Below are 19,493 nucleotides of genomic sequence, written 5' to 3'. Positions count from 1 at the left end.
GTCTTGGGAGGGGACGCCGCCCCTCAGCCCTCTTCGACGGCCTGAGCCTGGCGCGTGTCGACGACCACACCGGCCTTGGCGAACTCGGCCATGGTGTAGCCCTTCTTCAGGGCGTTCGACCAAATGAGGGCGTGCTCGCGAACGAAGGCCGCGCGGGCGCCGTAGGCCGTGTCGCTGAAGGTGTCGTAGAGGACGGCATTGTGGGGCCGCGGGGTCACGACGGCGAAATGCCCCTTGCGGTGCCAATCGGAGTGCTGACTTTCTTGGTTCGGCATGACTTGTCCTTTTGTCTGGTTGGCCTGAGAGGTATAGCGCCCTGCCCTCGCCCAGTGAACATTGGCGCCCGAAAGGGGCGCTCAGGACCGGTCTTAGGCCGCCGGCCTGCAGCCTGGCGGACCCGCCGGCGGGCTCTCCTAAACCCTTCCTCGGCTGCCCTGCCCCGCTAGCTATACGGCGCAGGACATAACCAAGGAAAACCATGCAATACAACAAGACGGCTCTCGAGCTCGACCTCTTCGTGAACAGCTCCACTCACGTGGACGGCACGGTGACCCAGCTCGAGAAGCTGTTTTACCCATTTGAAGACATAACCGACAAGTCCGTCTCGCTGGCTGCGGCCTACCGCGCGCGCGTGACGACCCCGACAGGCGACCACACGGTCTTCGTATCCTATCGGGAACTGGCCGGAGCGCCGACCTACAACCTGTGGTGTGGCGACAAGTTCTCCGAAGGCAAGGACCTCACCGACGCGCAAGCGAAGGAGCGCTGCAAAAAGGCGGCGGAAGGAACTTCCGACCCGAGGACGCTGATTGCCCAAATGATGTCCGAAGGCTTCGCGAAAATGCCGGAGTCGACGGGCTGCAACTTCTGGCGGCTGATGCGAAGCAACAAGATTTGCAAGCACGTCGAAACGTTCCTGTTTCACCTGAAGACGAACAACCCGGACTTCGCGACCGAGCTGGCAACGGACTACAAGGCCGTTGCGAGCGGCGTCCCGCCAACGGCCGCCGCGTCCTCGAAGCACTACACCCTTGCCGACCTGGCCTTCCGAGTGCCGGTGCTCTACGAGGGTGACCGCGGCGCAGGTAAGACCTTCGAAGCTCGCGCGTTCGCGCGCAGCCGAAAGCTGCCGTACGTGGAATGCCCGGGGCACGAAGGTATCGAGGCGCCCGACCTGCTCGGCTTTCTTGTGCCATACGGCCCTGGCCAGATGGTGTGGAAGGACGGACCGCTTTCCGAGGCGTTCCGCAAAGCTCAGAAGGGCAAGACGGTGCTGGTGCTGGACGAAATTCTGCGCATCCCCAATCGCGAGCTTTCCATCCTGCTGACGGCGTTCTCGCCGGACAACGGGGTGTACCGGCTGCGCACCGGTCGAATCGTATCTGTGGAAGACGGCATCGCGAGCGAAGAAACGCTCGAATGCCCGGTCGAAAACCTCTGTGTCGTGGCGACCACCAACGTGGGCTCCGAATATGCGGTGGATGACTGTGACCCGGCGTTGGCCGAGCGATTCATCGTGCTGCGCAAGGACACGAACGAGGCTGAACTGAAGCGCATCCTCACGGGGATTGCGGTCAAGAACGGGCTCTCCGCTACCGAGGTGACGAAGGCTCTCAAGTTCTTCAAGCACATGGGTGAGGCGATGAACAACGGGCTGGTGAAAAACATCCCGACGACCCGAACCATGGCTCGCGCGTTCGAGCTGGCGGTGGTCGATGAGGACGTCGTCAAGGGGCTGCGCTCGCAGATTCTTCTGTGGGTTGCGCGCACCAGCGAGGGCAAACCTGTCGCAGAGCAGGTGACGTTCGTGACGGCGACTTTGGACAAAGACTTCCCTTAACAAAAGGAGCTATCAATGCACGCGCTTTCCTTCGCAGGGCTCTCCCCGCGACCACGTGGCGCGCCGGTAGCGCCTTCGCCTCCGCCGCCACCCCCGCCACCTCGGCGGTACACGCTGTCCGACCAGTTCTTCAAAGGATGCATCGACCGCGCCATTCAGGCGGCAATCTTCGGCCCGATAACGCTGGGCGAGAAGCAGGTGGTGAAAATGAAGCCTGCGTTCGACACGGCATGCTGGGTGCATCTGCCGCCGCATCGAATCTACATCGGGGCGGACCTGTTCGAGAAGGACATGGTCAAGCTGAAGCTCTCGAGCGAGCTGCAAGAAAAGTACATCGCCAACCACTATCACCACGAGCGGGCACACGCCCTGTACACGATTCGAGACCTAACGGTCCCGAAGAAGGCTCTGGCGAAGATGAAGGCCCCGTTCTCGCTCTGGAATCTGTTCGAAGATGCGTATATCGAGGACCGGTATCGCCGTGAGGCAAGTTACCAGTTCGAATGGCGCCTCATGGAGGACGGCGACTTCAACAGCCGACCGGAAAGCGTCCTGTTCGCGTTGATACAGCGCGAAGGCGCACTGGACGACGTGACTGCTGACCTCGACGCCTGGACCTACAACGCAAAGAAGGCAGGACGGCCCGACGGACCCATTGCCATCGACGCAACGGGTCTGCGCCTGGAGCCCGACGTCAAGTCGGCGCTCAAGGTCTGGCTGCCGAAGGTTGCATTGTTCTATGCGCGAGCTGTCGCCGTAAGCGGCTCGATGGACCTTATGCCCATCATCAAGGCGTGGATTGCCGAGTTTGGCCTGCCGCCTGAGCGTCCGCCTGGCAGTGGCCAGTTTCCGGGAATTTCTTCGGACCTCCAACTGGGTGAGGGGCTGCAAGCGAGCCCCGAAGCACTCGCGGAGTTCGACAAGGATGCCAAGCCCATGATGGGCGGCGAAACACCTCGAGGAAGCGGGGGGAAGGGCACCGAGGCAGAAGACGACGCGTCTAAGGACGTCCCGGTGTCGCAAAAAGGCACCGTTCTCGGTGACGCGGAGCACTACGTGGACCCGTCAAGGGTGGATGCGGTGTTCCAAAAGCTGAGGAAGTTCTTCGAATCGAAGAGCCGCCATATTTCGACCTTGACGCCACAGCGGCGGGTTTCGGCGAGGCACTTCGCGGTCGGCCGCGCGCCCTACCGAAAGGTGGAGTTGCAGGGCCGCGCCAAGAAGAAAATCGTGATTGTGGTGGATTGCTCCGGCTCTATGGGCATGAATGACGGCCTCCACATCAATGAGGCACGCATCCTGGTCGCCGCGCTCTCGGAGCTGGCACGCAAGGGGCTCCTTTCCGGACACGTCGTCCTCACGGGTGTCGAAAAAGGGCCAATCCACGAGACCTATGAGCTTCCGATGCAGGTCGAGACCACGTCCAGAATCGGTGCCGAGTTTGGGGCCGAGGGGCTGGAAGCGGCCATTCGCGCAAACATGAAGCTGTGCAAGGAGGCGGACTACGTGTTCGTCTACACGGACGGACACATCACGGACCACCGCATCAAGAAGTCGGAACTGCACGCGCAGGGTGTTTACACCTGGGGCCTCTATGCGGGTTTCGACCAGTCGCTCCTGGCGGGCCTCCTGGCGTACTTCGATAAGGCCGTGCTGCGCACCTGCGCAGAGGACTTGGTCGACGCCATGCTAGCGCAGACAAAGTAGCTAGCCTTTCTTCAAAGCCTTGTCGCTCCGCGGCAAGGCTTTTTTCTAGATTGCTGGCTGGCTTGGCGGCCGGTTTAGGGCGTGGGCCCGCGCCGGCGCAACTCCCTATACGCGGTCAAGGAAACCAAACCAGAAAGACCATGCGTCAAGACAAAGCCATCAAGTACTTGCGGCACGCCGCAAGCTTTGCCCGAGAGTTCTCCAAGGACCGTTCGACTAAGGTCGGCGCCCTGTTCCTGCACCCAACGGATTTCACCATCCTGACCGCCGGCTACAACGGCATGCCCCGTGGGGCTGACGACGATGCTCCCGAGCGCCACGAGCGGCCTCTGAAATACGAGTATTTCGAGCACGGCGAGCGAAACGGTGTCTTCAATGCCGTCCGCCCGCTCCTTCGAGGCTCGATTTGCCTGACAACCGAAGTGCCGGGGATGAGCACCGCGCGCGCCGTCATTGCGGTGGGCGCCAGCGAGCTCTGGTTCCCGTACACCCAACTGCCGACAGATGGGCTCAAGCGAGCCCTCGCCCTGTTCGCAGAAACGGGGGTCAAGGTGCAGTCGTACCGCGGAGGCGTCGTCGCCGGCGACCCAGAACGGCACACCCGCAAGCTGACCGCATACCTGGCGCATGCACGCTCCTTGGCAGCAAACCTGGCCAAGGACCCTCGCGCCGGCGCTACGCTCTTCCTCGAACCGGGCACCTACACCCAGCTCGCCGAAGGCTACAGTGGTATGCCACGCGGCTCCAATGATGGCGCGAGCCACCGCTACGACGGCGAGGAACGACAGTTCTGGGTCGAGGACTCGGTGCGCAATGCCATCTACAACAAGGCACGGCCCTTGCTGACCGGCAGCGTCGCTGTCGTCACTGAAATGCCCTGCTCGGAATGCTTGCGCGCCATCGCTGCAGTCGGCGCCTCGGAGGTCGTCACGACGCCTCCTTCGGCCGAGTTCCAGGCCCGTTGGGCCGAACAGCTCGAGCGTACGCGCGCAATGGCGGACGAGCTTGGCATCTCGCTGACTTTCGTACCCCGCGATGAGCTCGCCCCCGCAAAGCTGGAGTTCGCGCTGTAGGCCCGCGCTCCCGCTGATTTCAAAAGCTCCTGCCGGCATTTGCCTGCAGGAGCTTTTCTGTGGCTAAAGCGGGTGCGCTAAACGGCGCATGCGAATTCCCCCGCCCGACCTGCTCGCGCGGCTTGACCCGAGTGCATTCAACCTTGCGAATGCTCCGCATGCGAGCCTCGCCCACCCCGACCCCGACGAACTAGGCCTTGACCAAGGTCGTCGAAGTTTCCTGCGCGCGGCCGCCGGCGCGGCCGCTGCCGGCTTCCTCCCTCCGGCAAACAGCGCGATGGTGTTCAATACGGATGTGGGCTCGGAGCCCGCGAAAGAAGACGCCCCTGCCCCGCAGGCGGTCGAAGAGGGCAAGGCGGAGCTGGTGCTGCCTCAGGCTCCCCGGCAACAGGCGATGCGTCGCCTTGCGATTGGCGAAATCCCAGGAGACTTCTGGGAGCGCCCCCGCGAGCTGCACCTCCAACGTCAAGGCACGTCCGAGCGGATGCGAATCGTCTACTGGCGCGACGGGAAGCTGGTCCCTGAGGGCTACTGGGCCGCCTGCAACCTGCTACGGGACGTCAAAGCCAAGATGATGACCTACATGGACCCAGCGGTCCTGGACATTCTGCGCGGCATCCTTGGCTACTACGAGGCCTGGAACTGGAACTACCCCATCATCATCACCTCCGGCTACCGGACGGTTGGGACCAACAATGGCCTGAAGTCCGAAGGAGCAGCGAAGAACTCGATGCACCTTTACGGGCGCGCGGTCGACCTCTACATGCAACGCATCCCGGTCGCCCACCTCGGCCAACTTGGCATGCACTTCCAGCGCGGGGGTGTGGGCTTCTACCCGCAAAGAGGCTTCGTGCACCTCGATACAGGGCGCCTGCGCAGCTGGAAAGGCTAGGGGTACGGATGGCCGGGCCCAATAGGCCTACTTCGGCTGGACGGCCATGACAGTTTCTATGGGCAAGCGCCGTTTCATTTGAGACGCCCAGCGCCCCTTGCGGGGGCAATCGCTAGACGTGAACAGGACAACCAACCCCCCCTGTTCATGGAAATCTCATTCAACCACGTCATCAAGCTGGCAGCCCGCTTGGGGCGCAGCATCCACATCTTCGACCTGGAGTGCACCACCTTTCGCGGCATGGCGAACTTTGGCATCACCGAGGTTGCCGGCTTCCGGGTCTGGCCTGACAAGGACTCCGGCGCCATCTACAGCCACCTCATCAACCCCGAGCGAGAAATCTCGCGTGAAGCTCAAAAGCTGACCGGCATCACACAGAGCATGGTCGCCGACAAAGAGCTTTGGGGTGCGCGCTACGCCGCCGACTACCGTCGAATGGCCGGCGACACCTGGCTCACCGGGTACAACATCAAGACCTTCGACCTTCATGCCGTCAAAGACATGAACGAGCGGTACGGATTCCCCATCGACGAGTTCAAGTTCGTCTTCGACGTCCGGGACCTTCACCTGAACCTGTCGTGCGCTGAAAACAAAAAGGGAACGCTCGTCGAGGTGGCCGCGATGTACGGCGTGACCCCCAAAGGCGCAGCGCACAGGGCCAAGGCCGACGTTATCCTGACGGTGGAGACCCTGGACAAAATCATCGACCTCTACGGGATGCAGGCGGTCCTCGACCGAATTCTCCCGAAGGCCGATGGGGCCTACGACAAGCTGACAGCTCAAGCCATCGCGAAGTTCGTCAAGAACAAGACCCAGGTCTCGCTCCCGCAACTCGCCAAGGCCTTTGTCACGGACGAAAAAAAGGTGAGCTTCGAGCTCGCCGGGCCATCGACGAGCGCCTGGTCGACCCGACCATCTTCGCGGCCGCGGACACGCAGCATTGGCTTGCTGAAGCACTTGTTGAAGTCAACGGTGAGCTCGTCACTGGCGGCAAGCTGAAGCCTCTGTACGAGGCCTTGGCGTCCGGCAAGCCTGAAGGCGTGCTGCTGGACTACGTGCAGCTGCGCGTGGCCCTCAGTAGCATGGGCATGGACTGGAGCTCTCGAAAGCCCACCTGAAGCGACAATTCGAAACGCCGGCAATGCCGGCGTTTTTCTTTCACTAGGCGGCCAGAAGGGCCGGGCTGTCGTCCGTGTCGGCGCTGAGGTCCAGAAGAACCGTTTTTTGCTGCTGGTACAAGACCGAGATGCGGGTGACCCGCTCATCCGTGAGCTTGAGCAGCGCTTCCTGGCAGGGCTGTCCCACCGGGTAGTAGACCCAGCGCAGCGTCTTGGCGCAGATTTCGGCCAGGAGACGCGTATGCAGGCGCGCGGCCGGGATGCGGGAAGTCCGCCAGCCGCCACGGTCAAGAACGCGAACGTCCACGAACGTATCCGGGGCTGCGGTGCGGTCGATGTTGATGTCAAAGAGGGGTGCGAAGCTCTCAAGGCGGCGGCGGTCGGTTTCAGTGAGCTTCTCAGTTGCTCGAACGATGGTTGCGGTCATTGCGGTCTTTCCATAGGCGTTAGCCGTGGAGGTTCATCTGGCGGGCGGAGCCCGGGCTAAACCAGTAACAGCGCACAAATGCAAGCAAGGAGCGCTGTACCAGCGGGGTACCGCAGGGCAACCGCCACGTCCGTCGAGGAAGGAATGGCCGCCCAGGCGGTGATTCCACCCACCATCCCCCAAAGGAGTTCCTCTCCTATTGCGGCGGACGATGGGCGGAGCCAGAGAATCCAATAGCTCGCGGCGCCAAGCACCCACAAGGGGGCCAGTGCCACGAATCCAGTCGAAAGTTTTCCTGGGGTGAATGTGACAGAGCCGAGTTCCCAGTAGTTGTCGCGAACCCGCTTCGGGATGAGCGAAAAGCCCGCTGGCCGGCAGCCAAGGAGCAACGCAACGACGAAATGCGAAAGCTCGTGCGCGACCGTGGAGGGCAGCGACTGCACCGCAAGCATCGCAATGCGCCTGGTGGTCAGGAAATGCAGGCAGATGAGCCCGGCGACGATATGGCTGAGGTTCATGGCGCGCAACTCAGCAGCGGCGGCTCGTAACCGTCCGAGACGCGTTCTAGGAGGTTTAGGGGTCGACCGCCCACCACTCCGCCACGAAGGAGGAACTCACGCAGGCCGGCCGGGCTTGAAATGTTGCGTCCGCAGTGCAGCAGGCGCGCCTGGAAGGGCATCGGGCGGACGCGAAGGGGCGCCGAACCCAGTTGCCGGAGGTGGTTCCTCGACAGATTCTCTGTTTCGATAAACCGTCTAGCAACCAACCCACCAAATTTTTAGCCTTTCCGAATTTAAAGGGCGTCTTCTAGACAGACGGTCCTCTTCCGCTAGCTATAGGTGGCTGGTAGAGCTTCTCTTCTCCCAACAGGTTCAACACACACAAAGGCAATATGGATACCAAGCAAATCATCGCAAACCTCCAGGCATTCTTCCCTGCATCGGCCATCAAGTGGCGCGCCGGCAAGAAGGAAAGCGAGCGCCGCGGCCTCGCCCTCCCCTACATCGATGCGCGCGACGTTCAGGCCCGCCTGGATGCCGTCGTTGGCGCCCAGGGCTGGGAAGTCACGATGAAGCCGTCCTCGGTTGGCGTCATCGCCGGCATCAAGATTCTCCTGGACGGCCACTGGGTCCTGAAGGAAGACGGCGCCCAGTTCGACAGCTTCAAGGACAACGACGCCAAGGAACTCGCCATCAAGGGTGCGTTCAGCGACGGTTTCAAGCGCGCCGCCGTGATGTGGGGCATCGGTCGCTACCTCTACGCCTTCGAGGCGCCGGTGGTCGACCTGGACGAAAACGGCGAACTGGTGTCGACACCGACCTTGCCGCCGCAGTTCCTGCCGGAAGCCGACCGCGAAGCTGCCATTGCACAGGCCCAAGCCGGTGCGACGTCGAGCAAGACGACGGACACCGCAGCCGAGGTCCCCGCCCAAGCCAACCCCGTTGCTGAGGCCAAGGTGACTCCGGTCGCCGAGGTGAAGGCAATGCCGCCCGTAACGGAATCCGTCAAGGTTGCCGAGACGAAGCCCAAGGAAACGAAGGTCCAAAAGACCTCCGCCCCGGTGCCGGACACCAGCGCTGACGACGAGCGCCGCGCACGCGCAGATGCACTTGCTGACAGCGCTGCAGGCCAGGACACCGGCTCGAAGGCCGCTGCCGCGAACGACAGCGCGGCTGGCAACGGCGCTGCGAACGACAGCGGCACGGCCAGCACGGCACCGGCCGGCGCGAAGGTCGTTGCAGGCTTCGACTACGGGCACCTGACCCTGAGCGACGCTGAAGAAGGCTTCGTGAAGGACATCCTCGTGAAGGTGCCGAAGTTCCCGTATGAAGTGCTGAAGAAGTACCTCGACGGCGACAAGGCAAAGCAGAAGGTCAACGAGACCGCCATGAAGTGGCTGCTGAAGTGCCTTGACGAAGAGAACGCCCGCAAGAAGGCCGCTTAACCCTCATTCGGCCCGCACCTTAACCGGTGCGGGCTTTCACTTCCCTGAAATTTCCTGAACAAGCAAATGAAGAAGTCCCTCATCGCCCTCGCCCTCGCCTTCGGTTTCGTTGCGGCCGGTCACGCACAAGATGCGACGCCCACCTCGCCGGCGGCAATCCCCGCTCCCTTGCAGCTGGCCATCCAGGGCGGCATGAAGGTCGAGAACAAGTTCGACGCCGCAGGTGGCCTCACCGGTTGGATTCTGTCGCAAGGTGTCGGCAAGTACCTGGTGGCTTACACCCCGCCGGGTGGTGAAGTCGTGCTCGCGGGCATGCTGCGCAACGCCAAGGGCGAAGACCTGACGAAGCAATACCTCGACAAGTACGCCCCGAAGCCGGACTACGACAAGTTCTGGTCCCGCCTGGAGAGCACGCAAACCATCAACGAGGGCGCGCAAGGCAGCGCTGCGAAGTCGGTCATCTATGCCTTCATGGACCCGAATTGCATCTACTGCCACTTTGCTTGGAAGGCCCTGCAGCCTTACGAAAAGGTTGGGCTGCAAGTCCGCTGGGTGCCGGTGGCCATCCTTGGCGGCAACTCGCCCGGCCAGGCCGCGGCGCTCCTCACGTCGAAGGACCCGGTCGCGGCCTTTGCAGAGCACCAACGCACCTGGGACCCGAAGAAGAACCAGGTTGGCATCACGCCGCTGGCGAGCATCCCCATGTCTGCTAAGAAAACCCTCGACGCAAACAGCAGCCTCATGGTCGAGCTCGGCGTGAGCGGTACGCCTGGCATCTTCTACAAGGATGCCAAGGGCAAGGTGCAAAAGGTCGACGGTATGCCAGGCCTGAGGGACCTGCCAGGCATCACTGGCCTTCCCGAACAGGCCATCACCGACCCGGAGCTGCAGCGCTTCCGTCGCTGAGCAGGCGCACGCGCGGAGCATGGGGCTCAACCGGACCCAGCACAGACCGCCCTTCCTGCAAAGGCCTGCCTCTCGAGGCAGGCCTTTTCGTTGGCACGGGCATCATCCCCTCAGGCTCCGAAGTCCCTACACCGCAAAGGCACTAACTAGCACAATAGGAAGGAATACCTCCATGACGTCGTTCCTCGTCAAGAACGGCAAGGGCGGATATGTCGAGGCCCTCGAGGCCATGCGCCTTGGCTACGACTACGACGGCTACAGCCTCTATCACGGAGGGCTCCGGTTCACGCCCTTCGAGGTGGAGACGGTCGAGCCTCACCTGGATGCACATCAATCGTGCGCCACGGTCAGCGAGCTGGAGGAAAGCGGCCTTCTTCGCACGGAGACGGGCCGACTCTATAGGCGTTTGCCGTCAAGTTGACGCTTTCCTTCTCAGACTAACGCCAGCCAGGGCCCAAGTTTGGGCCGTGAGCTATACGACTCGTATATGTTCTTGCCTAACCTTTTCGCCGCTCGCCGGAAAGGGGCCCTATGCGCTCAACGTCTTGGGGCTGGCAATCGAGGTCATCCGCGTTTCAGGTAGTTTTCTCATGGCTTACGAGCGAATTCAGGTAGTAGGAAATATCGGGTCTTCAGAAACCCGAAAGTCAGGTGCAGGGAACCCGTACTTCGAGATGAGTGTGGCAACCGACAGAGGCATTGGTGGCGCCAAGCAGACCGTTTGGTACAAGGTCTTGCTATTCGGCGCGATGGCGCAGAAGCCCGAGGCTTTGGCGAACTACACCAAAGGCCGACAAGTTCTCGTCGAAGGTCGCCCCCAGGTGGAGGCGTACCTCAAGAAGGACGGAACACCAGGTCTGGACAACGCCATTGTCGCCATCTCCATGCCCGAGCTACTCGGCCACAAGTGACCGAAGGCTGGAAGCTCCCTTGCCCGCGCGCGAGCTACATCGCGCCACTCCAGATACCGTGATTAACATCCCCGGAGCCATTGGTTCCGGGGATTTCTTTTTGCCCGCTCAGTTGGCGCTGGCCTAGCCGTGTCGGCAGCAAGGTGGTTGCGGTTCCGTGTCTTGTCTTTCTGGTCGTACGGTCGGCCGGCAGCCGCTCCGTGCTCGAAAGGACGTGCCCCGGCGGCCGCCTCGTACGACCCCGAATTTCAGACCCGAGGTCCGCAGGCTTACCGAGTTCGTACCCCGTCTGACGGCGGTCCAGGATGGACCTTTCCGCTGAACGCTAGAGCGTCGTCATTGATACCCAGGGGTCAGCCGCTGAATTCAACGAGCGTTGTCAGGTTCGCCTGGCTCGTACGGTAGACAATCATCTCGTTGTTCAGGACACCGCTCTCCCCTCCCTTTGCGAACGTGGAGTCGTAGCCTTTGGCCGGATACTGCGCGCGTGCGTTGGGTCCGCTCGGCGTCATGGCGCGGCCCATGGCGACGTCCGCGAGAAACATGAAACAACGGTTGTCGATGCCCTGCGAGCGGCTCCAGTCGCCCCGCGAGTACGCCAGGGACTTCGTCGACTGGTCGCTGAAGTAGAGTCCGTCGCCGAACATGCGCCCGGTGATGTTGTACGAACCGCCGCTCTTGGGAACAATGAGGCCCTGCTTGAGGATGGACAGCACGTTGTAGGCCCGGGTGCCGTGCCAGAGCCGCTGAACATTACCTACCTTCATCCCATCGTTCTCGAACGCCCGCGCCATCGAGCCGATGGTCACGCGGAAGGCCCGAACGGGCTTGAGGCCTGAGGACGCGTGCCGAAGGTTGATGGACTGCTTGAAGAAGCGCTCGATGCTGGTCCACTCCGCTCCGTCTTCGATGAGCTCCAGTTCGACGTCGAACACCTTGGCCGGCTCTGGGCCTGAGCTCTTTGCGTTGGCAAGAGCCAGTTCGATGGAGCCCTCGAGCTGGTCGAGGAACGCGCTCTGCTTGATGATGGCATCGTCCGCGGCGAGGAAGGTGGTGTGCCAGCCGCGCTTCGCCGATACCTTTTGGGGAACCAGCGTGAGGTACTGCTGCAGGTAGTCGATGAACACCGTGGAGTTGAAGTCCTTGGTCGCGTGGGATAACGCGATAGTGGCCAGCACCTGCCTGGCGGAGCGGACCGACTCGCCATCGATGACCCCGACGGCGGTCGTCACGACGCCGTCAGCGGACACATTGATTTGCCCGCCGGACATCACGAAGATTTCGTGGCGGTTCTCCTTGACCAGGCGCTCGAGCAGCGCCTCGATGACTGGGTTTCCTGCGCTCGATATCTGTCTCTTCACGGCCTCGGTTGTCGTCGCGACAACCTGTGATTTCGGGCTGCCTAGCACGGCCACTTCGGTGTAGCCGCCACGTCGCTTCTCGTTGGCCTTGCTCGTGAGGAACGACTTGCCTGCGCTGGCGAACACCTTGGTTTGCCCCGTCGCGCCGACGCGGCCCCACCTGCAATGGACGTCACCGTTTGCCTGAAGCGTGCCCTCCCAGAATTTGTTGTTGTTATTTAGTGCGTCCGTGCACACCAGCATGACAGTCTCGACGGCGGTTGAACTCAAGAAGGGTCTCCGAAAAACGAGTTCCGGAGAGCCGACGAGACGCAGGAGGCGTTGGCAGGCTCCCCGGAGGGGGTTGCCCGCTGTCTATCCAACGTGTTTAGCCGCCAGGCGGATAAAGGAGCCTGGCTAAACGGCGCATGAAATCTCTTCTCAAATCCGCGCTGCTGCTCGCGTTTGCAGTGCCGGCCATGGCGATGGCCAACCCCAAGCTCGTGGGCAAGTGGGAGACCGTGTCCGGCAGTGACCGCGCCTTGACGGGCGTGATGGAGTTGGGGGCGGATGGCTCGGCGAAGCTCGGCCCCAACGGCTTTGCGCCGCTCATTGGTACCTGGACGACGGGCAGCACGGCGGAGTCAAGCGCCGGTACGCTAACTTTTGAGATGCCGCCCCACGGCTCGGTCGACAACACCTACGTGCTGTCAAAGGGGAAGCTGACCCTGACCTACAACGACGGGTCGCAGCAGGTGTTCGCACCACAGAAGAGCCAGCCGAGCAAAGCAAAACCCAGCACCGCGACCAAGAAATGAAAACAAAATCCTGGAATGGCGGACTATCCCGCGCCAATGAGCCCTCCGAGTCGCCGACGGCATGGATGCGGACGCAGTTTGTCTTTCACGGACCAACAGGCGCTCCCCTGCAACTTGAATTCATCGGCGCGACCTACCACGTCTGGTATCACATCCTGGCCGCGAAGCCCTTCATGCTCAAGCTCATTGACGGTGAGGTCATCGCTTCGCTGCAAGGAGGACAGCTGGAGGTGCAAGACGAGTTCAAGCCGGCCATCGCCTTCTTGGACCGCTTCATCGAAATCGAGCGGCGGGCGGCCTCAAGTGACATGCTGGCCCAGCTCGAAAAGAAATTTGAAGAAAGCGCGAAGCGCAACGTCGGGGCCTCCGTCGCCGTTGAAGGCTCGGACGATGGCGCCGCCTTGCAGCCGGTCACCGAATCGAGTGAACGAGAACTGGGTGAAACCCGTGCAGTCCGGCAGGAGGGTGGGCAGGGACAGTCACGGCCTGAATCTCATCGTCGTCGGCGATAGTTCTGGCCTGCACGAGCTCGGCGTCACCTTGGGTGACCAGCTCAGAGATTTGACGGTCGTCATCGCCAACAGTGATGCTTGCCAGATAGCCACAGCCCTTGTCGTCGTCGCAGACCGCAAGGGCTGTGGCCTTGATGGCGGCAGGCGCTCCGCCGGGGGCAAGGAAGCGAATGTAGCGGGTTGCGAAATCAGCTTCGAGTTCACCTGCTTCGGTCTTCCAAGGCTGGTCCATCGTGCGGTAGGCGACCTCGGTCCCCGGCGCAGCGACGAGGCACCAATCGGCAATTACCTGGGCGCCTGCGGCGGCCGTCACGCCCTCTGCCCACGTCTGAAAACGTCGCGTGCCGGCCTCGTACGTGCCCTCGCAGGTCGGGCCTCGTCCGACAACCTCCAACTTCACGGTTGCCCCGTCTGCCGCACTGACCGCCGAGCTGGCACTCACGAAAAGGAATTCGACAGGCGCAGCTTCCTGAATTTTTGGGCCCGGCTGCACGGTGACCGCCACCTCACCCTGCCCCAGCGATTCCAGGTAGGACACCGCGGCCGTCACTGCCGTGGGTGCCAGCCTCGCATGCTCTGGGGTGCGCTTCAGGACGCCTGTAGAGGTGCCCACGTGGAAGAACGCGTAGCCGCCCAGCGCGGTACAGGCGGCAACCAAAAGAGTATTTAGACCCAGACGAGCAAGTGGCTTCATACGTTTTAGATTGGGTTTGATTTTAGTGCTTGTATAGCTTAAAATGTTATCTTCCTAAAGGGTTTTATCTTGAATTACGCTGACCTTTTTGCCGACGTCCGCGAGACGTCCGATGCGCCTCGTTCCTCCGCCCTGCGCGCGGAAGGCGGGACGCTCTCGCCCGAGCAGCGAAGCGCACTCGAATCGTCGTTCAATCGAAATGCTGTCATCTGCGCCGGTGCTGGCGCTGGAAAGACCCGGTTGCTCGTCGAGCGAGCCGTGGCCCTCATCCAGGCTGGCGCGGACCCTGCCCGGGTCGCGGTGGTCACCTTTACGCGCAAGGCCGCCAAGGAAATCCAGTCTCGTATGCTGGCTCGCTTCGGCGACCGTTCCAAGATTCCGGTGTGCGGCACCGTCCACTCCCTGGCCCTGTCCAAGCTTTCCAGCCAGAAACTGCAGGTCGTCATCGCGAACGACGATGAGCTCGTCTATTTTCTGGACAATCTGCGCACTGAGCTGCCGGAGGACTACGAGGACTTTTCCGACTCCGAGCTGTTGCTCGCGCTGAACCGGTCCCGCGAGGAGGAGAAGCACACCACGACCATGGGCATCATCGCCTATCGGTTCGAGGAGATGCTCCAGGAGGAAGAGGTCGTTGACTTCACGGGCCTTCTAAAACTTGGGGCCGAAAAGCTGAACCCCTGTTTCGACCACATCCTGGTCGACGAGTCACAGGACCTGAGTTCGCTCCAAAAGACCTTCCTGCGCAAGCTCGGGCGGCCGAACGCCAAGTATTGGTACATCGGAGATGCCGACCAGGCCATCTATGCGTTCCGCGGGGCCCATGGCGGCGTGATGCATCAGCTCCAGAAGGAGTGCGATGACACGCACGTCCTTTCTGTGAACTACCGCAGCGCGTTGAGCATCGTCGAACATGCCAACAACGTCATCTCGGTCAACCCCGACCGCTTCCCCATCCAGTGGAAGGCGCACCGCACGGACATCGGAGAGGTCGTCATCAACCACTACGACGACGCTGCCGGGGAGTTGCAGGCAGCGAAGGACTGGCTGGAGGCTTCTCCCAAGAGCCGGGCAGTTCTGGCTCGCACCCAAGCCGTGATTTCACCGCTGCGCGAACTGAACCTGCAAGCCTACACCGTGCACGAGTCGAAGGGCCTCGAGTGGCCGGAAGTGTGGGTGATGGGCTGCGAGGCATCGCTGTTTCCGCATCCCCTGGGCGTGAAGGAGGAGGAGCGCCGCCTCTTCTACGTAGCGATGACTCGCGCGCGCGATTTCCTGCGCATGTCGTACAGCGCCTCGCGGGCTCAGAAGCGCAACCCCAATGGCGGTCGGCATCCATCGGGCTTTCTGTTCGAAGCGCACGCGTTGGAAGGCTAAATCAGCTTTCTACAGGTCAGGCATCTGGTTTTCGAGCCCGATGCGATAAGCCTGGGGACCGTCCGTCTCCTGATGTGCTCCAACTTCTTAACCTCATGAAGCAGAAACCCAAACCTAACGGCTCATCCTCCACCGTGTCGATGCTCCTGACAGGCGTCATTCTGTTGTTCGGTGCGGGGTCGGCGTCTGTTGTCATGTTCGGAGGTGCGGAACACCCCGTTGCGGTTGAGTCGCGCGCCACGCCGCCCACGGCCGCCGTGCCGCTCGCCGCCTCTGTAACTCCTGTTGCTGCCCCGGCAATCAAGCTTGAGCAGGCACCCGTGGTCGCAGAACACGCGTCCGCGGGGGATGGTGAGTCAACGCCCCTCGAAGCGCTGCCCCTCGTCGCCGCACACGCCGCGCCGGTGGCGGCCGTTCAAGCTCCGGTAAAGGCACTTGACCACACCGCTGCGGCTCAGCCCGTTGTTTCGAGCGAAGCCCCAACTGCGGCGACTACGGTCCATGTGCAAGCCGCGCCTGCCGCGGACGCGAGGAAGGCAGATACGCCGCCGCTGGCGGTCGCGTCTGCAGCGTCCCCCGCGCCTTCCGCTCAAGTTTCCATCGCTTCCGCGCCCGCCCCGGTGTCGGCGGCTGTCCCCGCCGACGCGTCGGTTGCCGCGCCTGCGAAGCCCGTAGAGCCTGCGCGCCGTCCGGTCGCAAAGAAGGTCGTGCAGGCCCCCGTCGCCCGACAGCCTGTGGTGCGCAAACCCGTGCAGGAAGCGAGGGCCCCGCAGGTAGGGCTGAAAACGACTGCGACCCTCGCGGCGCCCGTCGCTCCAGAGCGTTCAGAGCTGCTTCCAGACGCTGCACGAGCTGCCGCTGCCGTCCTGGCAAAGCGCGACAACCTTGCTGGGCCGACAGCGCTTCCACCGCCGCCTCCTGTTCACCCTGTGCCGGCTTCGGCGCCTGTGGCGGACAAGCCCGTGGCCGTCTCGCCGGCGTCCGAGAAGCCGACCATCAAGGTGGTAGCAGCCTCCCCCGCCCCCGCAGCGCCCGCCCCGGCTGAGCAAATCGCTGGGCCGGCGGAGCGCCAGGCAGTGCAAGCAGAACGCCCTGCGGCCAAGGAGCCTGTGCGTATCCAGAAGCCGGTACTCGCCGACGCACAGGTCCGCGGCAACCCGGCAACGGTCGTCGCCGCCAGTCCGACTGGCGACAAGGCCTGGGTGCGCATTGGTGACCAGCGCACCGTGATTGTGAGTAAAGGTCAGTCAGTTCCCGGTCTGGGCGTCTTCCATGGCGCTGAAGGCAAGGGAGCCAAGTTCGATTCGGGCTACCTGCCCATCAACCCGTAAAAAAGGAAAGTTCCCATGATGACGAAGTCCATTGTTGATATGAGCCGCCCGAACATGCTGTACGCAGCCGGCATCGGCTTCATCCTGCTCGTGTCGCTGGTTATCAGCAACGTGCCGATGCCGCCCTTCTCCCAGTTTGTGGACATCCCGCACAGGCGCCAGGTCTGTGCAGGGCTGTTCATGGCCGGCGCACTGTTTGGCGCATTCGCCATGCAGCGCCACCTCCAGCGCGCCAAGACGCCCTGGAAAGTGCCTCAGTCCCAAGTCGCCCTGCCGTACTGCGTGTTCTTCCTGGCCACGCTCGCTGCGGTCGTCATCGCTCGCTAAGGAACCAGTTCAATGTCTCACGTCAATACCGCCGTCGTCCGCGCCCTGATGAGCCTGCGCGGCATCTCCACTGAAACGCTCTGCACCCTTGCTCATGTGTCCAGCGAGGACATGCACAACTGGCTCTACGACCAGGGCGGTGAGAGCGGCGAGCAGGTGGAGTTCGAGACCCAGCTCGAGATTCTGCGATTCCTCGGCATCCACGGCGAGAGCCCGCGCGCCGACGTCGTGCACTACTGGCGCATCGAAGAGCCGTTCTTCTCGCGTGCAGAGAAAACGTACCAGCCGCTCGGCGTGATGCTCCGTGCCTTCGGCAAGGCTCAAGTGGCCTACCTCGCCCGCGAATCGGACCCCGCCCTGACGTTCCAAGCAAAGTCGTGCTTCGCCTTGAAGTTCGCCAACTTCCAGGCGATTCTCGAGGTCTCGGTGCATCCGCTGCGCAGCGTCTCGTTCGACCCCGACTCGATGACCGACGTGGAGTGGGTTCCCGACACGATGGGCGTGCTACTGCCGGATGCCCAGTACGACCGGCTGCAACCTGGTGCGATGAAGGTCCGCAATCTGACTCAGTACATCACGTACACGTCCGAGATGGCCCAATGGGAGCGCCTGCGCGAAGTTGCCAATGCTCGCGGCATCCTGGCTGAGCAAGTCGCGAACGCACTCGTCGTCACGAGCGGCGTACCCCTGCCTGCGCTCACTGAAGCGACGAGTGCACGCCAGTCGACCGCCGCCGTGCCAGCCGCCCACGTCGCACCGGCGCCCGTCGCCGCTGCCGCCCCGCCCATTCAGGCACCTGCCGCGGTGGTGCCTCCTCCCCCGGCGCCGTCCCCGGTTGCAGTGCCCTCGGAGCCGCTGCAGCCCGAAGAGCTCAAACTCTTCGTTCGGCCGGCCCTGGTGGGCGGCGAGAAGCGCAACCTACGCGCGGTGAACTAGAACAAACGCCGGCCTTGCCGGCGTTTCTCTTGGCGCAGCCGAACCCGAATGCGCGCCAGGCCTGCGGCCGTTGTTATCCGTCTTCGGGTTCGGCCACCCTCCTGTCGGCCAGCGAAAGCAGTGGCCATCGGCTGCTCGACGCGGAGGGCGTGAGCCACTACGCCCTCGGTGGCTGGGTCCACATTAGCTGGAAGGCGAAGGAAGGGCATCTGAACTTCGTCAGCTGAGGCCCCCAGCTCGTCGCTTCGCGAACGCGCGGCCAGAACAAAGCCCTCCAACCTGATGGTCCGGAGGGCCTTCGGATGACTGGACCTGTCCTCAGGCCAGGTCTTCAAGTGAGGGCGGCTTTGCCCCTGTCAAGGCTTCGTAGAGCACAAGCGGTAGTTGGGGGCGCACCATCTCGCGGGTGAGCGGAACCTTGTGGCGTGACAGGATGGCCTCGAGCCGGAGAGAGAGAGCGTCGGACTGCGCACGGTCCTGGATGCGGCCGTGCTTCTTGTGCTCGTATGAGGGGTTTCGGTCCAGGAAGAAATTGACGTTGTCGAAGGAGCTGAAGACCTCCATGACGAGCGGCTCGTAGTACTTGAAGTAGGTCTCGGGCGTGTACAGCAGCGCGATAGGCAGCGGACCGTCCATGACCACAAAATCGAACTCTTGGTCCTTGAACACGTGGAGCCGGTTCTCCTGCTTGGCGAACATGTACACCTGGTCGCTCAAGGCGGCCTGGTTCCCCGAGAAGGTCTGGAATTTGGCGAACTCCGGAACGTACTCGACTCGGTAGCCACCGATGGACAGGAGGCCAGTGAGAATCTGTGCGGAGGTGGACTTGCCAATCCCGGGTGCTGCGAACAGGTTGATAACCTTCATGGCGAGGTAGCCGTGCGTTGCGGCTCGATTGCGCGGAAGCCGTTGCCGGCGGGTTGAGAAATCCGAAAAGCGGCACTACGACCATTGCGGGAGACGACGGTGACCGTGGTTTCGCGAGGCGTAGCGCTGTCGTTGGGTTCGATGACCACGGACGCCTGGCTCTCGTCAGCGCGGCTCACGTTGGCCCAGGTCGAGTCGGAAGCTGCGCCTGAAAGGCATACCCGGCCATTGCTCACGACATAGCGCAGCGTCACCGTGCCGCCGGCAGGGGAAACAGCCTCCGTGCCGCTCGCCTTGCGCGAGATGTCGCACTGGCTGCGCTGGGCCTGAAGTTCCTGTTGATTCAGGAACACGCGGCGCGAGCCACTGCCTGGCGACGGTTGGTCGGCACCAGCCGGGGCCGCATTGGCAGTTGGTAGCGGCGGAGGAGGAAGCGAGGGAGGCAAAACGGGAGGCAGTACCGCTCGCCCCT

The 19,493-nt window shown here is 62.6% G+C and carries 23 protein-coding genes; 16 read left to right on the top strand and 7 right to left on the bottom strand.

Going from position 1 to position 19,493, the window contains the following annotated elements; genetic code table 11:
• Positions 1-23: 23 nt before the first annotated feature.
• Positions 24-275, bottom strand: a complete 252-nt coding sequence (locus G3W89_RS28405) for a hypothetical protein (protein ID WP_162571136.1) — start codon at positions 273-275, stop codon at positions 24-26.
• Positions 276-478: 203 nt separating this feature from the next.
• Between G3W89_RS28405 and G3W89_RS28400 the strand changes: the two genes are divergently transcribed.
• The 5 genes from G3W89_RS28400 to G3W89_RS28380 all read left to right on the top strand — a co-directional run bounded on the left by G3W89_RS28400 (position 479) and on the right by G3W89_RS28380 (position 6,511).
• The gene (locus tag G3W89_RS28400) at positions 479-1,840 is read left to right on the top strand and encodes an AAA family ATPase (protein WP_162571137.1); all 1,362 of its coding nucleotides are present in this window, start codon (positions 479-481) and stop codon (positions 1,838-1,840) included.
• 15 nt (positions 1,841-1,855) lie between these two features.
• The gene (locus G3W89_RS28395; protein WP_162571138.1) at positions 1,856-3,547 is read left to right on the top strand and encodes a hypothetical protein; all 1,692 of its coding nucleotides are present in this window, start codon (positions 1,856-1,858) and stop codon (positions 3,545-3,547) included.
• Positions 3,548-3,687: 140 nt separating this feature from the next.
• On the top strand, positions 3,688-4,620 hold the full coding sequence (locus G3W89_RS28390; protein WP_068673669.1) for a hypothetical protein: 933 nt from the start codon (positions 3,688-3,690) through the stop codon (positions 4,618-4,620).
• Between the two features lie 88 nt (positions 4,621-4,708).
• Complete coding sequence (locus tag G3W89_RS28385) at positions 4,709-5,512, top strand: YcbK family protein (RefSeq protein WP_162571139.1); 804 nt, start codon at positions 4,709-4,711, stop codon at positions 5,510-5,512.
• 147 nt (positions 5,513-5,659) lie between these two features.
• Positions 5,660-6,511: a 3'-5' exonuclease gene (locus G3W89_RS28380; protein ID WP_162571140.1), complete on the top strand. Its 852-nt coding sequence runs from the start codon at positions 5,660-5,662 to the stop codon at positions 6,509-6,511.
• Positions 6,512-6,673: 162 nt separating this feature from the next.
• On the opposite strand, the gene G3W89_RS28375 is transcribed toward G3W89_RS28380, so the two are convergent.
• Both G3W89_RS28375 and G3W89_RS28370 read right to left on the bottom strand, forming a co-directional pair.
• The gene (locus tag G3W89_RS28375; protein ID WP_068673665.1) at positions 6,674-7,057 is read right to left on the bottom strand and encodes a hypothetical protein; all 384 of its coding nucleotides are present in this window, start codon (positions 7,055-7,057) and stop codon (positions 6,674-6,676) included.
• Positions 7,058-7,113: 56 nt separating this feature from the next.
• Complete coding sequence (locus G3W89_RS28370; RefSeq protein WP_068673663.1) at positions 7,114-7,575, bottom strand: hypothetical protein; 462 nt, start codon at positions 7,573-7,575, stop codon at positions 7,114-7,116.
• Positions 7,576-7,949: 374 nt separating this feature from the next.
• On the opposite strand from G3W89_RS28370, the gene G3W89_RS28365 reads away from it, so the two are divergent.
• From G3W89_RS28365 to G3W89_RS28350, 4 genes are all read left to right on the top strand, one after another.
• On the top strand, positions 7,950-9,002 hold the full coding sequence (locus G3W89_RS28365; RefSeq protein WP_068673661.1) for a Rad52/Rad22 family DNA repair protein: 1,053 nt from the start codon (positions 7,950-7,952) through the stop codon (positions 9,000-9,002).
• A 66-nt stretch (positions 9,003-9,068) separates the two neighbouring features.
• Positions 9,069-9,908 (top strand): thiol:disulfide interchange protein DsbG, encoded by an 840-nt coding sequence (gene dsbG, locus G3W89_RS28360; protein ID WP_068673659.1) that lies wholly within the window; start codon positions 9,069-9,071, stop codon positions 9,906-9,908.
• 172 nt (positions 9,909-10,080) lie between these two features.
• Positions 10,081-10,329: a hypothetical protein gene (locus tag G3W89_RS28355; RefSeq protein ID WP_068673658.1), complete on the top strand. Its 249-nt coding sequence runs from the start codon at positions 10,081-10,083 to the stop codon at positions 10,327-10,329.
• A 46-nt stretch (positions 10,330-10,375) separates the two neighbouring features.
• On the top strand, positions 10,376-10,819 hold the full coding sequence (locus G3W89_RS28350) for a single-stranded DNA-binding protein (protein WP_162487232.1): 444 nt from the start codon (positions 10,376-10,378) through the stop codon (positions 10,817-10,819).
• A gap of 353 nt (positions 10,820-11,172) precedes the next feature.
• Here the strand turns inward: G3W89_RS28350 and G3W89_RS28345 are convergent, their stop codons facing one another.
• Positions 11,173-12,450: a WGR domain-containing protein gene (locus G3W89_RS28345; protein ID WP_146039472.1), complete on the bottom strand. Its 1,278-nt coding sequence runs from the start codon at positions 12,448-12,450 to the stop codon at positions 11,173-11,175.
• A gap of 137 nt (positions 12,451-12,587) precedes the next feature.
• Between G3W89_RS28345 and G3W89_RS28340 the strand changes: the two genes are divergently transcribed.
• Positions 12,588-12,977 carry a hypothetical protein gene (locus tag G3W89_RS28340; RefSeq protein WP_068673652.1) on the top strand — a complete coding sequence of 130 codons (390 nt, stop codon included), beginning with the start codon at positions 12,588-12,590 and terminating at the stop codon, positions 12,975-12,977.
• Positions 12,974-13,489, top strand: a complete 516-nt coding sequence (locus G3W89_RS28335; protein WP_146039473.1) for a hypothetical protein — start codon at positions 12,974-12,976, stop codon at positions 13,487-13,489. The genes G3W89_RS28340 and G3W89_RS28335 overlap by 4 nt, the downstream gene beginning before the upstream one ends.
• Here G3W89_RS28335 and G3W89_RS28330 read toward each other — a convergent pair.
• Positions 13,389-14,183 carry a hypothetical protein gene (locus tag G3W89_RS28330; protein WP_068673650.1) on the bottom strand — a complete coding sequence of 265 codons (795 nt, stop codon included), beginning with the start codon at positions 14,181-14,183 and terminating at the stop codon, positions 13,389-13,391. The genes G3W89_RS28335 and G3W89_RS28330 overlap by 101 nt on opposite strands.
• A 69-nt stretch (positions 14,184-14,252) precedes the next feature.
• Between G3W89_RS28330 and G3W89_RS28325 the strand changes: the two genes are divergently transcribed.
• From G3W89_RS28325 to G3W89_RS28305, 5 genes are all read left to right on the top strand, one after another.
• A complete protein-coding gene (locus tag G3W89_RS28325) occupies positions 14,253-15,560 on the top strand; it encodes a UvrD-helicase domain-containing protein (RefSeq protein WP_083944125.1) in 1,308 nt (435 codons plus the stop codon).
• Positions 15,561-16,636: 1,076 nt separating this feature from the next.
• Positions 16,637-16,891, top strand: a complete 255-nt coding sequence (locus G3W89_RS28320; protein ID WP_146039474.1) for a hypothetical protein — start codon at positions 16,637-16,639, stop codon at positions 16,889-16,891.
• Between the two features lie 15 nt (positions 16,892-16,906).
• Positions 16,907-17,218, top strand: a complete 312-nt coding sequence (locus G3W89_RS28315) for a hypothetical protein (RefSeq protein WP_146039475.1) — start codon at positions 16,907-16,909, stop codon at positions 17,216-17,218.
• A gap of 12 nt (positions 17,219-17,230) precedes the next feature.
• Positions 17,231-18,154, top strand: a complete 924-nt coding sequence (locus tag G3W89_RS28310) for a hypothetical protein (RefSeq protein ID WP_162571141.1) — start codon at positions 17,231-17,233, stop codon at positions 18,152-18,154.
• Positions 18,155-18,168: 14 nt separating this feature from the next.
• On the top strand, positions 18,169-18,381 hold the full coding sequence (locus tag G3W89_RS28305; RefSeq protein ID WP_102906930.1) for a hypothetical protein: 213 nt from the start codon (positions 18,169-18,171) through the stop codon (positions 18,379-18,381).
• 91 nt (positions 18,382-18,472) lie between these two features.
• Here G3W89_RS28305 and G3W89_RS28300 read toward each other — a convergent pair whose 3' ends face one another.
• Together G3W89_RS28300 and G3W89_RS28295 are read right to left on the bottom strand one after the other, a co-directional pair.
• Positions 18,473-19,021 carry an AAA family ATPase gene (locus tag G3W89_RS28300; protein WP_068673638.1) on the bottom strand — a complete coding sequence of 183 codons (549 nt, stop codon included), beginning with the start codon at positions 19,019-19,021 and terminating at the stop codon, positions 18,473-18,475.
• On the bottom strand, positions 19,018-19,374 hold the full coding sequence (locus G3W89_RS28295) for a BACON domain-containing protein (RefSeq protein ID WP_068673636.1): 357 nt from the start codon (positions 19,372-19,374) through the stop codon (positions 19,018-19,020). The genes G3W89_RS28300 and G3W89_RS28295 overlap by 4 nt, the downstream gene beginning before the upstream one ends.
• Positions 19,375-19,493: the final 119 nt, after the last annotated feature.

Origin of the sequence: Variovorax sp. PBL-H6 (assembly GCF_901827155.1) — a bacterium.
Lineage (GTDB): Bacteria > Pseudomonadota > Gammaproteobacteria > Burkholderiales > Burkholderiaceae_C > Variovorax.
This window is presented reverse-complemented; position numbering and strand designations above follow the sequence as displayed.